Below are 11,505 nucleotides of genomic sequence, written 5' to 3' on the forward strand. Positions count from 1 at the left end.
CTTATTTTTTAGAATTAAAATATATTTTTCTTATCTCTTCCGCTTTTGTTATTTCTTTGGAAGGAGTCTTCTGGGTTTTCTTTATAAATCCATGGGTAGCAATGACTAAAGTATCTACTCCATCCACTTTATCTCAAAAAGCTAATAGTCTATATTGGTTTTTGTTATAGAGTGTCCTGAACTCCCATATATCTGTATTGTCTAATTTTTTAAAGAGTTCCGGGTCTATAACAAATTTAGACTTTGCTATTTTGTAAATAATTTTATCTTTTACTTTTGGGGGCAATTGGTTAAGAAAATTGTCCGCTTCTTCTGAATATACTATTTTAAATTTTGCTTTTGCCTCCATGAATTTATTTTTTTACGTAGCAAAGGTACTGAAAATAGTTCTATATATGGAAACATCCGAGACGTTTTTTTAAGGAGTTATATGTACTTTTCTCTTATTCAATTCTTTGCACCGTTACGTCCGGAAATTCCTGTATCAGGGAAAGCAGATGCCCTTCATCATTGTTACGCTTGGACTTGATAACCATTGTCACTTGATAAAATTCCGATTCGCCCGGATGCAATGTTTCCATTTCGTAGGAGACTATCAGATAGTCCTTGGAGTTGAATCTGTCCGCTATCAGTTTCAGCGTGTCTTTATTGGCGGTAGAGAAAGAAACCAGGGAACTTTTCATGCCGATACTTTTGAAAAGGTAACTAAGCAGTTCCAGTCCGACGAGAGTCAGCACCATGGCGGCAATACCGATGGTGTACATTCCTGCGCCGACTGCCAGTCCGATACCTGCCGTTGCCCAAATACCGGCAGCGGTCGTCAGTCCGCGGACGATCTGTTTCTGAAAGATAATAGTTCCTGCACCGATAAATCCGATGCCGCTGACGACTTGTGCCGCTACACGACTGGGATCGAGCGTGACGCTGCTTTCTTTGATAATCTCTTGAAATCCGTATTGGGAAACAATCATAATGAGGGCACTGCCCAGCGAAACGAGGAAATGAGTGCGGTATCCGGCTTCTTTGGCGCGATATTCACGGTCTAGTCCGATAATGGCTCCAAGTATTCCGGCAACTAGCAAGCGTAATACAAAATCCATATTCAACATCATACGTTCGGTCTCCTTTCTGTTTTTAATTGTTTGTGGAAAAAATGCTTAGACCTATAAATATACAATTATTTCCTCTTTTTGTGTCATTAATTTAGTAATATTTGAACGTAGCCGTTGCATTTTATCGTATATTCGCACACCAAAATGAATGTTTAACTCCGTGATTGAGCGAATAATGAAGAAAAGAATATTTTATATAATCAGCTTTTTGGTTATCTTTTGTATAGAGGTATTGATAGCTTTGTATGTACGTGATAATTTCGTGCGTCCTTACGTCGGCGATGTACTGGTCGTTGTATTGGTGTATAGTTTTGTGAGGATATTTCTTCCGACAGGGATACCCCGGATGCCGTTTTATGTCTTCCTTTTTGCCTGTTTTGTGGAAGTGCTCCAGTACTTTCAGTTGGTGGAGACATTGGGAATTACGAATCGTGTAGCCCGAGTTGTTTTAGGTTCTACGTTCGATTGGGCGGATATTGCCTGTTATGCGGTAGGATGTGTGCTTATTATTTTATTTGAACGATTGTTTCAACGGAAATAACAAAAAAGTATTTCAACGAGCATAACAAAAAACGGTGTGAGAATCGTACATACGACCATCACACCGTTTTTTTATTTTATAGGATACTGCTTGCCTTCTTATCGGCTTTCAATCTCCAATACACCTTTCGCCAATCCTTTTCCCGTAGCTTCCAGTGTGATTTTTCCCGGCTTGTCCGTTGAAGAAACGATAGCAGTCATCATGCCGTTGAATACCTTCATCTTCGGAGTTTGGAACGATTCGAGCGAAGCAGGGTTGCCATTGGCTCCTGCGCGGTATGTTCCTGCGCCTTTCACTTTGAAGCTGATAAGATTGTCGGCCAGCGGACATAGATTTCCGTCTTTATCCACTACTCTGACGGTGACAAATGACAGGTCTTTTCCGTCCGCTTTAATTTGTGCGCGGTCGGGAACCAGTTCGATATGATGCGGTTTTCCGGCTGTGTGGATTTCCTTTTCGGCAACGGCTTTGCCGTCTTTATCATAAGCCACCACTTTCACTGTGCCCGGCTCATATTTGGTGTCCATCCACATCAGGCGATAACGCTGCTGACGTTTGAGGTTAGCCATTGAAGCCGAATCGGCACTGTTGTCTATCGTCACGGAGAGATCTTTCGTGCGTTTGCCTTGACTCTTGCCGTTGATAAACAGTTCGGCGGATGGATGGTTGGTGTAGACAAATACAGGTACTACTTCTCCTTCGTGTCCTTCCCAATTCCAGTGGGGTAGGATATGGAGCGTTTCTTCTTCCTTGTTCCAATGACTGCGATAGAGATAATAACGGTCTTTCGGCAATCCGGCAAGGTCGATGATGCCGAAGAGGGAAGAGTGGCTGGGCCAGTCAGTATAATAAGGAGTCGGTTCACCCAGATAGTCGAATCCCGTCCATACGAATTCTCCGATGCAATAGGGCAGGTCTTCATGCTGAATGAAATCATCTTCGGGCAGATTAGACCATCCGCAGTGTTCTACGTCATAAGAAGAAGCCTGATGGTCGGGATATTTCTGCATGGAACGGCGGGCAACAGGCAGTTTGTATACACCGCGTGAGCTGAGTGTAGAAGCCGTCTCACTGCCCAGGATAATCTGCTGCGGGAGTTTCTTGTAATTCTCCTGATACTTGTGCGGACGATAGTTGAATCCGGCTATGTCCATCACGGCAGCCATATTGTTGTTTACTACGGCATCAGGAGCGTCCATACCTTGAGTGACGGGACGCGTAGGGTCTTCACGGTGGCAGATGTCTTGCAGGAAACGGGAAAGTTTCGGGCCCCGGTCACCATTCCACTGGTCGGGAACTTCATTGCCAATACACCACATCACCACACTGGGACTGTTGCGGAATTGATGAAGAAGATTTACCAAATCCTTCTCTGCCCATTTGTCGAAAACTTTGTGATAACCGTTCTGTAATTTGGCACCTTTCCATTCGTCGAATGATTCCGACATCACCATCATACCCATTTCGTCGCAGGCACGAATCAATTCCGGCGCAGGCATGTTGTGGGAAGTGCGGATGGCGTTGCAACCCATATCCTTCAAGATACGTATCTGCCGACGGATACCGGCTTCGTTGGCAATGCCGCCTAAAGGCCCTAAGTCATGGTGATTGCAGAGGCCTTTGAACATAGTGCGTTCTCCGTTCAGATAAAATCCTTTGTTCGGGATGATTTCGATGGAACGGATACCGAAAGGCGTGGTGTATTCGTCTTTCAGCGTGTTTCCTTCGTACACTTTGGATACGGCGGAGTAGAGTGACGGTGAGTCAGGCGACCAAAGCAGGGGAGCGTCTACTACGAAGTTCTGTTCAAATACTTTTCCGTCATACTTCGTTCCTTTCTCCCCGCTGGTGGCTACTACTTTGCCGTCGGGAGTTTTCAACTCGGTCACGATGCGATAATCCGTGAGGGACTTGCCGGACGGAATTTCGAGACTGGTTTTCAAGTTTACCTTGGCAAACTCCTTTTTCACGACCGGAGTAGTCAGTTGCGTTCCCCATGTCGGGATGTGGGCGTCTTCGTTAATCACCAGATGAACATTCCGGTAAAGACCTGCGCCCGGATACCAGCGTGAAGATTCGGTTTCGTTCTCCAGGCGGATGGCTAATGTGTTCTGTTCATTCGCTTTGAGGTAAGGGGTAGCGTCGATGCTGAAGGAGTTGTAACCATAGGGCCAGTAGCCGGCTTCTTGTCCGTTGATGTAGACACGGGCGTGGCTCATGGCTCCATCAAGAATAAGAGTTGCTTTCTTGCCGGAAGAGAAACCCGGAGCTTCGAAGTTCAGGCGATACCAGCCCACTCCGACAAAGGGAAGTCCGCCGGTACGACCTGCGTGTTCCAACGCTTCTTTCTGTCCGTCTTGGGTGATGGCTACTTTTTGCTTGTCGTTGTCGATGCTGAAAGGGCCGTAGATAGCCCAGTCGTGCGGGACGGTGACAGATTGCCACTTGGTGTCGTCATACTGTTTCTGACTGAAATTCTTGTCGTCTTCACGAGTGAATTTCCATCCTTTCTCAAAGGTTTGTGAGGTACGTACTTGTGCGTTGACAAGTGTCGGCAAAGCTACCAGGAGAGCTGCTGCGATTTTAAGATGTTTATTCATATATATGGGGGTTAGAAAATGTTTTTCATTTTTTGTTTTGGGTTATGTGTTGGCTTTCACTTCGTCTTTTGTTTCGTCTTTCGGAATTTCTTTGGCGTCGGACGGGTTCAGGCTGCTTCCGCAGTATTTGCAGAATTCGGCGTTGTCCTCATGCCCGGAACGGTGGCAGTTGGGACATTCTTTGTCTCTTCTGCGCTTGTAATCTTTCATCATAGAAGCCGATACGATACCCGTCGGCACGGCGATGATGGTGTAACCGATAAGCATCACGCAGGCGGAAAGGAACTTTCCCAAACCGGTGGCGGGAGTGATGTCTCCGTAGCCTACGGTAGTCATGGTGACGATGGCCCAGTAAATGCTGTTCGGGATATTGTTGAACTGGGAATTGGGTTGCGTACCTTCAATCATGTACATCAGTGTCCCGATGGACGTCACCAGGATGACGACAAACATGAAAAACACCGCTATCTTTTTGCTACTTTCGCGAAGGGCGGTGAGCAGTCGTTCGCCTTCGTTCAGGAAGTTGAATAACTTGAATACACGGAATACCCGTATCAACCGGAAGGCACGGATGATGAGCAGATAGCGTGCGCCCGGGAAAATCAGACCGATATAGAGCGGCAAGGTAGCCAGTAGGTCGACGATGCCGAAGAAGCTAAAAATGTATTTTCGGGGACGGGGCGAGCAATAGATTCTCGTTAGATACTCGAAGGTAAAGAAAGCGGTGAAAAGATATTCTAGTATGACGAATGGAGTGGACAGGTATGTGGGAAGCCCTTTCAGGCTTTCGATAATGACGAGTAACACACTGGTCAGGATACAGCCGATAAGAATCACATCGAACAGTTTTCCTGCGGGAGTGTCCGATTCGAAGATGATGACGTATAACTTTCGTTTCAGTTTATCGTCATGCAAAAAACGTTGGATTCTTTCTTTCAGTTTCATAATAAAAATGTGTCTCGGATGAAATACTCTATTCTTTCATTCTTTGTCCTTTGTTCTTTGTCTTTTCTCCTTTCTCCTTTGTCCCGGCTTATCAGACGTGTTCTGACGATATTAATCAATCACCCAGTTTTTGTTGTAGGCAACTGTCTTTTGCGGGTCGTAGTACATTCCTTCTTGTGTGGGAATATGGAGAATGTAAGTCTTTCCGGTTTTGTTCTTCAGTGAAGTGTCACGCAGCCACGGGTTGGCGTCACGGAGTTGTGCGTAGGTGATGCCTTGTTGCTTGGCGTAGTCGCTCAAGTTGTCGATGGGGGTGCTGACGGTCACTTTCTTGTACGGGATGGGCGGGTAGAGATGTTCTCTTTTCAGCAGGAAGCCGTAGCGCTGCGGGTTGTTGAATATCTCTTTGGCAGCCAATAGGCGAAACATATAGCGGGAGGTTTCTTCTACCAGCCATAAGTCCATGGCATGACTTGCCAGTTGCTTGTCGAGTTGGGAAGAGATACGTGCCTGTCCGGCGTTGTAGGCGGCGGATACGGCCATCCAGTCACCATATTTGGCGTATGCTTGTTTGAAGTATTTGCAGGCGGCGACGGTTGCTTTTTCAATATTGTAGCGTTCGTCTACATTGTCGTTTACTTCCAGTCCGAATTCCCGTCCGGTGGTGGGCATGAACTGCCATAGTCCGGCAGCTCCGGCAGGGGAGCGGGCGATGTTGTTCAGATTACTTTCAATCACCATCAGGTATTTGAAGTCGTCGGGGATACCGTTCGCTTTCAATATCGGTTCCACGATGGGGAAGTAACGGTTGGCACGCTTTATCAGAAGCATGGTAGTGGAGTGCATATAGGTAAAAGCCATCATCTCGCGGTCCATCCGTTCGCGGCGGTCGTAGCGGCGAAGGTCGATGGTAGTTCCATCGAAAGTGACTTGGGTAGGTACGGTGGGAGAGGTGACACAATAGGGCACTTCCGACTTTGCCGAATGCTGTTCATTAACTTGGCTGCTACCTATCAAAGTAGGGACGGTAGCACCGATACAGAACACTAATATCAGAGTAAGGATATAGTTGATTTTAGTTTGTTTCTTCATTTCATTCATAATTTTAGTTTGATAAGTAGTCCTTGAACATAACTTATATTTGACTTAAAGCAATCATACTTAGAGCGATTACGCTTAAAACAATCATACTTAAAACAATCATACTTAAAACAATCACGCCTAAGACAATCATGTTTAAATCTATCGACTTAAAGCCATTATGCCGCAAGGAAACCTTGCTCCAGCGCTACGCTGGAGCTGGCGGCGCTATGCTGGCGGCTGGCAGCCTCGGCAGTAGTAGATGCTGCCGCCGAGGTAGTTCTCTTTTACGATGGTTTCTCCGCAACGGGGACAGGCTGTGCCGGCGGTGTCTTTCGACAGGCAGGCTACGTATTTGCCACTTTCTCCGAAGAGGTCGGTTTCCGTGCTTCGTCCACCTTGGCGGTATAAGTCGTTCATTGTCTCCTTTACTTGATAGAACAAATTTTCTTTCTCTTTGTCAGTCAGTTCGGCGATTTTTTTCTTCGGATGGATGCGGGTATGGTAAAGAATATCCTGCAAAACGCCGTTTCCAAGTCCGGGAATGGTCTGTTCGGTGGCTAGAAAAGCTTTGGCAGATTTCTTTTGTGCACTTTCCGCGTTGATGAGTCCGAGGAAATATTCTTTGGTGAAGTCGTCGGACATCACTTGCGGTTTACTTTTGGCAGTGAGGTAATAATCGGAGAGACTACCTGCGGTGGCATCTTTGTCATAACACATCATTCCGCCGTACATACGCACGGAAGCTACCAGGCAACTCTCGTCCTCAAAAGCAATGAGCAACTGATGTTTGGCGGGCAACTTCGTCCCCGGAGACAGATAACGCAAGTTCACACCATCCGTCAGTACGAGGACTTTGTCGCCTATCGTTATCTCCACCATGCCGCCTTGCGACTGCGCATGGTCTATTGTCTTGTCGGACAGCCACTCAGTATATTCATCCGCGCTGCCTGTAAACCAGGCAAACTTGTGCGGACTGAATTGTGTGTACACATCCGTTATTTTTTTTCCTCTGACCGTTTCGTTCAACTGTTCGCTAAGAATGCGGGCTTCGGGGGCTTCTATCATATTGATTTTCCTTTCAATGTTTAAGTCTACCTTGCAAAGATAACCTCATTTTGTTTTTTTCAAAGAACTTTTCCTGCATTTTATACGTTTTTCTAGTAGAGTTGAATATACAATAGAATTAAGATGAATATAGGAATGACCGGAGCCACCGGATATATAGGTAAACATCTCTCCAATTATCTGACCGAAAAGGGCGGACATCGTGTGATTCCTTTGGGAAGGTCGATGTTTCGCGAGGGTATGTCCGGACATTTGATTCAGACGCTGGCACATTGCGATGTTATCATCAACCTGGCAGGAGCACCGATTAACAAACGTTGGACGCCGGAGCATAGGCAAGAACTTTTCGACAGCCGCATAGTCGTCACGCACCGCATTATCCGTGCGTTGAATGCTGTCAGGACAAAACCGAAGCTAATGATTTCCGCTTCTGCCGTAGGATATTATCCTGCGATGGCGGAAGTGGACGAATATACCCGTACGCGGGGAGACGGCTTCTTGTCCGACCTTTGTTATGCCTGGGAAAAAGAAGCGAAACGTTGTCCGGAACATACGCGGCTTGTCATCACACGTTTCGGCGTTGTGCTTTCACCGGATGGGGGAGCAATGCAACAGATGCTTCGACCGTTGCAGGCAACGAAGATTTCCGCTGCCATCGGCCCCGGCAATCAGCCTTTCCCGTGGATAGATATGCGCGACCTCTGCCGGGCAATGGAATTTTTTATCACTCATGAGGAAACACGCGGGGTATTCAACCTGGTTGCTCCGCAACAAATTTCCCAATATACTTTTGCCCGTGAGATGGGGAAAGCCTATCATGCATGGACAACAATTGTCGTTCCGCAAACGTTGTTTCGGATGCTGTATGGCGAAGCGGCTTCTTTCCTTACATCTGGCCAGCGGGTTCGCCCCACCCGGCTTCAAGAAGCAGGATTCCGCTTCTCCGTCCCCAATGTAGAACGGCTTTTCAAGGGAACCGACCATAGTACGGTTCCGGCTCTCGACTTACATCGCTATATGGGACTTTGGTACGAGATAGCCCGTTACGAGAATCGTTTCGAGCATGGATTGGTGGATGTGACTGCCACGTATACGCTTCGTCCCGATGGCTCTGTCCGTGTGGAGAATCGCGGATGCAAGCGCAACTCTCCCTATGATATTTGCAAGACTGCCAACGGGCACGCCAAGATTCCCGACCCTTCGCAGCCGGGCAAACTGAAGGTTTCTTTCTTCCTCAACTTCTATTCGGACTATTACGTATTGGAGTTGGACAGTGAGAACTACAACTATGCGCTCGTAGGCAGCAGCACCGACAAGTATCTGTGGATATTGAGCCGGACACCGCAACTGCCGGAAGATATAAAGAAAAAACTCGTCACCGCTGCCGAACGCCGCGGCTACGATACAAACCGCTTGCAATGGATTGAACAATTCTGATTGCAACGAATAGAACAACTTTTAAAAACAGATAGCATTATGGATTACGAAATTATTCATCAGCCCGAACAGAAACTGTTCAAGACGGAAGTAGACGGTCGTACCGCCTTTGTACAATATCGCCTGTTAGGTGATTCTCTCGATATTATCCACACTATTGTTCCCGGTCCGATAGAGGGGCGCGGCATTGCTGCCGCACTGGTGAAAGCCGCTTATGAGTACGCTGTGGCGAATGGAATGAAGCCGAAAGCTACTTGCTCGTATGCGGTGAAGTGGTTGGAACGGCATCCTGAAATGAATGGTTAAATAGCTGTTTTTGATGTGTTGGAAAAGGAAATAATATTATCTTTGTGATGAGAAATCAATGAAGGTAATAATAGTATTATGATAAAAGAAGGTGAAAAAGTAAAAGTTGACCCTAAACTAACAGGGCTTGACGAGTGGATAGAAGGTACGGTGATTGATATTGAACATAATCCGTTCAAAGGATTGGTTATAGCCATTCGTGATAATTTAAATCGTATTTTCTTTGGTGAGCAGAAATATTTTGTTCCTTTAAATAAGGATAATGTATGTATGCAATAGCCTTTGACATGGTCATCACTGACCTGCGCGATAATTATGGTGAACCTTATAACAATGCTTATTTCGAGATAAACAAAGTTTTACGCCAATACGATTTTTATAATACGCAGGGTAGTGTTTATCTTACGGAGAAAACAGATATGGCTAATCTTTTTCGTGCGATTGATGCATTGAAACGTATCCCTTGGTTTCAGGCATCTGTGCGTGATATTCGTGCATTCCGTGTAGAAGACTGGTCGAATTTTACTGATTTCGTGAAAGAAGAAAAATAGAACTGGGTAAATAATATAAGCTTTCAGGTCTGACATACATACCTGAAAGCTTATATGTTTTTATCACTGTCTCCACCGTTTCAACTGCGGAAAGAACTCTTTCATTGTTTTACGTGCTTCCTCTATACTGTATTTCACTTCAGAATCTTTATTGAATTCATCCAGATAATTCAGATTAAGCTCGATCATTTCATCCATAGTGCAGTCTTTAGTAAACTTCCCGTCAGCATAGCAGTAGTGGCAATATTCTTCATTCTTGCTACCGTCTGCTTCTGTTCCAAAGGTTGAGTTGTCTATTGGCATAGCGCAACATTGACAAATTTTCTGTTCCATCTTTATTTTTGCTTTTAAGTGTATGTTATCTGACAAAGATAGGTAGATTTATCGAAACAACAGTTGTCCGAACTTGCTAATTATCAATTCTTTTTTCTATAAATTCGTTCTGTTACCCGTTTGTCTTTACAGGCAGGCGTTTCCACAACCAACGGGGAATCATTTTCCAAAAGAATACAAGAATCCGGTAACGCCAGTCGATGACTACCACCCGTCTTTTGTTTTTCAGTGCACGGGCAATGTGCCATCCCACTTTGTCCGCTTTCATCAGCATCGGATAATGCTTCCCATCATTCAATAAATCTGTGGCGACAAATCCGGGACGAATATCCGTAAAATGAATGTTTAACTTCTGAAGATGGGCAAGTTGTTCGAGAGCATCGATATAAGTATTCTGAAAACGTTTGGTTGCAGAATAAGCAGGAGCTACGCCAAGTCCCTTTGTCCCTGCAATGGAACTGATAACTGCCAAATGTCCGCCACCATTCTTCTTGAAATACGCAAAAGCAGTATCCACTATGCGGGTGAATCCCTCTACATTGGTGCGTGCCGTATTCAACTCCACTTCCATATCCAGTTTCATATTCTGAAAACCGATGCCGGAACTAAGAAGAAACAAATCCATACCCCCCATTTTATCAATGAGCATGTTCAGCTTTTCCGCTGCGTCTTCCTGCGTTACGTCCAATGCCTGAATTTCAATTTGATTCGGTGCAACCCGTTGCAGAGTTTCGAGGGCAGACTGCCGTCTGCCTGCTATTCCAATCTGCCAACCTTCCAGCAACAGGCATTTTGCAACTTCTTGCCCGATGCCGGAAGTAGCCCCTATAATAATAGCTCGTTTCATGACAAATATATATGTTTAGAATCCTGGTTCCCTATAAATTCAGTAAGTGCCGGAGCGCTTCCCAAGGCGCATACAACATCATCCGTGGGCCGGAGAATCGCATCACCAACCGCATCCGTTCGCGCATTGCCGGCTTGTAGCAATGTACCGTGCATTTTTTGCACGAACTCTTCTTCTCCCCGAACGGACAACGGTCGAGACGGGCATGTGCATAGCAGAGCAATTCCTCGCAATCAGGGCAAAGATCGGCGTTCTTCTCTTTCTTTCGGCAGTAGATACGAATCATCAACTCCACTACCTTCTTCTCATGCGCAATGCGCTGTTTCTTCCATTTCATATTATGATATTCTTCGACAAAGATAATAACTAATCCTATATTCTGAAAAGAACAGGCGAAAGAGAATTTGCTGTTATAGGAAACTATCCATATCTTTGCGGCATGAGAAAGTTATTGTGTCCGCAATGTAAGATTGCCGCCTTATATGTAAAGAATGACCGGAACGAGAGGTTGCTGGTCTATGTAATGGAAAATGGAGAAGTCGTACCTAAGAATCCTGCCGATTCTATGGAAGGATTCGATTTGACAGAGGTCTATTGCTTGGGATGTTCGTGGCATGGTTCGCCTAAGAGATTGGTAAAGAGATAGAGAGAGGAAGATTTCCATTCTGTGTGTTTTTTGATTTAT

14 protein-coding genes and 1 pseudogene are annotated in these 11,505 nt (G+C 45.6%); 6 read left to right on the forward strand and 9 right to left on the reverse strand.

Annotated elements, in window-relative coordinates:
* Nucleotide 1: 1 nt before the first annotated feature.
* Nucleotides 2-349, reverse strand: a pseudogene (locus HC965_RS20040) (type II toxin-antitoxin system RelE/ParE family toxin).
* Between the two features lie 94 nt (nucleotides 350-443).
* A complete protein-coding gene (locus HC965_RS20045) occupies nucleotides 444-1,112 on the reverse strand; it encodes an MgtC/SapB family protein (RefSeq protein WP_191033115.1) in 669 nt (222 codons plus the stop codon).
* Between the two features lie 175 nt (nucleotides 1,113-1,287).
* On the opposite strand from HC965_RS20045, the gene HC965_RS20050 reads away from it, so the two are divergent.
* Nucleotides 1,288-1,653 (forward strand): DUF2809 domain-containing protein, encoded by a 366-nt coding sequence (locus HC965_RS20050; protein WP_044653478.1) that lies wholly within the window; start codon nucleotides 1,288-1,290, stop codon nucleotides 1,651-1,653.
* 98 nt (nucleotides 1,654-1,751) lie between these two features.
* On the opposite strand, the gene galB is transcribed toward HC965_RS20050, so the two are convergent.
* The 4 genes from galB to HC965_RS20070 all read right to left on the reverse strand — a co-directional run bounded on the left by galB (nucleotide 1,752) and on the right by HC965_RS20070 (nucleotide 7,346).
* Nucleotides 1,752-4,253, reverse strand: coding sequence for a beta-galactosidase GalB (gene galB, locus HC965_RS20055; protein WP_191033116.1), 2,502 nt, complete (start codon nucleotides 4,251-4,253; stop codon nucleotides 1,752-1,754).
* 42 nt (nucleotides 4,254-4,295) lie between these two features.
* The gene (locus HC965_RS20060; protein WP_191033117.1) at nucleotides 4,296-5,198 is read right to left on the reverse strand and encodes an ion transporter; all 903 of its coding nucleotides are present in this window, start codon (nucleotides 5,196-5,198) and stop codon (nucleotides 4,296-4,298) included.
* A gap of 111 nt (nucleotides 5,199-5,309) precedes the next feature.
* Nucleotides 5,310-6,290, reverse strand: a complete 981-nt coding sequence (locus HC965_RS20065) for a lytic transglycosylase domain-containing protein (protein ID WP_191033118.1) — start codon at nucleotides 6,288-6,290, stop codon at nucleotides 5,310-5,312.
* A 216-nt stretch (nucleotides 6,291-6,506) separates the two neighbouring features.
* Nucleotides 6,507-7,346 (reverse strand): endonuclease VIII, encoded by an 840-nt coding sequence (locus HC965_RS20070; protein ID WP_191033119.1) that lies wholly within the window; start codon nucleotides 7,344-7,346, stop codon nucleotides 6,507-6,509.
* A gap of 123 nt (nucleotides 7,347-7,469) precedes the next feature.
* On the opposite strand from HC965_RS20070, the gene HC965_RS20075 reads away from it, so the two are divergent.
* The 4 genes from HC965_RS20075 to HC965_RS20090 all read left to right on the forward strand — a co-directional run bounded on the left by HC965_RS20075 (nucleotide 7,470) and on the right by HC965_RS20090 (nucleotide 9,640).
* On the forward strand, nucleotides 7,470-8,783 hold the full coding sequence (locus HC965_RS20075; protein WP_191033120.1) for a TIGR01777 family oxidoreductase: 1,314 nt from the start codon (nucleotides 7,470-7,472) through the stop codon (nucleotides 8,781-8,783).
* A 39-nt stretch (nucleotides 8,784-8,822) separates the two neighbouring features.
* Complete coding sequence (locus HC965_RS20080) at nucleotides 8,823-9,089, forward strand: GNAT family N-acetyltransferase (protein ID WP_191033121.1); 267 nt, start codon at nucleotides 8,823-8,825, stop codon at nucleotides 9,087-9,089.
* 78 nt (nucleotides 9,090-9,167) lie between these two features.
* The gene (locus HC965_RS20085) at nucleotides 9,168-9,368 is read left to right on the forward strand and encodes a hypothetical protein (RefSeq protein WP_191033122.1); all 201 of its coding nucleotides are present in this window, start codon (nucleotides 9,168-9,170) and stop codon (nucleotides 9,366-9,368) included.
* Nucleotides 9,356-9,640, forward strand: coding sequence for a virulence protein (locus HC965_RS20090; RefSeq protein ID WP_191033123.1), 285 nt, complete (start codon nucleotides 9,356-9,358; stop codon nucleotides 9,638-9,640). Before HC965_RS20085 ends, HC965_RS20090 begins: the two co-directional genes overlap by 13 nt.
* Nucleotides 9,641-9,703: 63 nt before the next feature.
* Here the strand turns inward: HC965_RS20090 and HC965_RS20095 are convergent, their stop codons facing one another.
* The 3 genes from HC965_RS20095 to HC965_RS20105 all read right to left on the reverse strand — a co-directional run bounded on the left by HC965_RS20095 (nucleotide 9,704) and on the right by HC965_RS20105 (nucleotide 11,157).
* Nucleotides 9,704-9,973, reverse strand: coding sequence for a zinc ribbon domain-containing protein (locus HC965_RS20095; protein ID WP_191033124.1), 270 nt, complete (start codon nucleotides 9,971-9,973; stop codon nucleotides 9,704-9,706).
* 112 nt (nucleotides 9,974-10,085) lie between these two features.
* The gene (locus HC965_RS20100; RefSeq protein ID WP_191033125.1) at nucleotides 10,086-10,820 is read right to left on the reverse strand and encodes an SDR family NAD(P)-dependent oxidoreductase; all 735 of its coding nucleotides are present in this window, start codon (nucleotides 10,818-10,820) and stop codon (nucleotides 10,086-10,088) included.
* Nucleotides 10,821-10,851: 31 nt separating this feature from the next.
* Nucleotides 10,852-11,157 carry a nitrous oxide-stimulated promoter family protein gene (locus HC965_RS20105; RefSeq protein ID WP_191033126.1) on the reverse strand — a complete coding sequence of 102 codons (306 nt, stop codon included), beginning with the start codon at nucleotides 11,155-11,157 and terminating at the stop codon, nucleotides 10,852-10,854.
* A 102-nt stretch (nucleotides 11,158-11,259) separates the two neighbouring features.
* Between HC965_RS20105 and HC965_RS20110 the strand changes: the two genes are divergently transcribed.
* Nucleotides 11,260-11,466 carry a hypothetical protein gene (locus tag HC965_RS20110; protein ID WP_191033127.1) on the forward strand — a complete coding sequence of 69 codons (207 nt, stop codon included), beginning with the start codon at nucleotides 11,260-11,262 and terminating at the stop codon, nucleotides 11,464-11,466.
* Nucleotides 11,467-11,505: the final 39 nt, after the last annotated feature.

It is taken from the genome of Bacteroides sp. GM023, assembly GCF_014750685.1.
Taxonomy (GTDB): domain Bacteria; phylum Bacteroidota; class Bacteroidia; order Bacteroidales; family Bacteroidaceae; genus Bacteroides.

Excerpts from the sequence above, each read along its gene's own strand:
- HC965_RS20045 (WP_191033115.1), bottom strand. The coding sequence starts at position 1,112 with ATGATGTTGAATATGGATTTTGTATTACGCTTGCTAGTTGCCGGAATA.
- HC965_RS20050 (WP_044653478.1), top strand. The coding sequence starts at position 1,288 with ATGAAGAAAAGAATATTTTATATAATCAGCTTTTTGGTTATCTTTTGT.
- galB (WP_191033116.1), bottom strand. The coding sequence starts at position 4,253 with ATGAATAAACATCTTAAAATCGCAGCAGCTCTCCTGGTAGCTTTGCCG.
- HC965_RS20060 (WP_191033117.1), bottom strand. The coding sequence starts at position 5,198 with ATGAAACTGAAAGAAAGAATCCAACGTTTTTTGCATGACGATAAACTG.
- HC965_RS20065 (WP_191033118.1), bottom strand. The coding sequence starts at position 6,290 with ATGAAGAAACAAACTAAAATCAACTATATCCTTACTCTGATATTAGTG.
- HC965_RS20070 (WP_191033119.1), bottom strand. The coding sequence starts at position 7,346 with ATGATAGAAGCCCCCGAAGCCCGCATTCTTAGCGAACAGTTGAACGAA.
- HC965_RS20075 (WP_191033120.1), top strand. The coding sequence starts at position 7,470 with ATGAATATAGGAATGACCGGAGCCACCGGATATATAGGTAAACATCTC.
- HC965_RS20080 (WP_191033121.1), top strand. The coding sequence starts at position 8,823 with ATGGATTACGAAATTATTCATCAGCCCGAACAGAAACTGTTCAAGACG.
- HC965_RS20085 (WP_191033122.1), top strand. The coding sequence starts at position 9,168 with ATGATAAAAGAAGGTGAAAAAGTAAAAGTTGACCCTAAACTAACAGGG.
- HC965_RS20090 (WP_191033123.1), top strand. The coding sequence starts at position 9,356 with ATGTATGCAATAGCCTTTGACATGGTCATCACTGACCTGCGCGATAAT.
- HC965_RS20095 (WP_191033124.1), bottom strand. The coding sequence starts at position 9,973 with ATGGAACAGAAAATTTGTCAATGTTGCGCTATGCCAATAGACAACTCA.
- HC965_RS20100 (WP_191033125.1), bottom strand. The coding sequence starts at position 10,820 with ATGAAACGAGCTATTATTATAGGGGCTACTTCCGGCATCGGGCAAGAA.
- HC965_RS20105 (WP_191033126.1), bottom strand. The coding sequence starts at position 11,157 with ATGAAATGGAAGAAACAGCGCATTGCGCATGAGAAGAAGGTAGTGGAG.
- HC965_RS20110 (WP_191033127.1), top strand. The coding sequence starts at position 11,260 with ATGAGAAAGTTATTGTGTCCGCAATGTAAGATTGCCGCCTTATATGTA.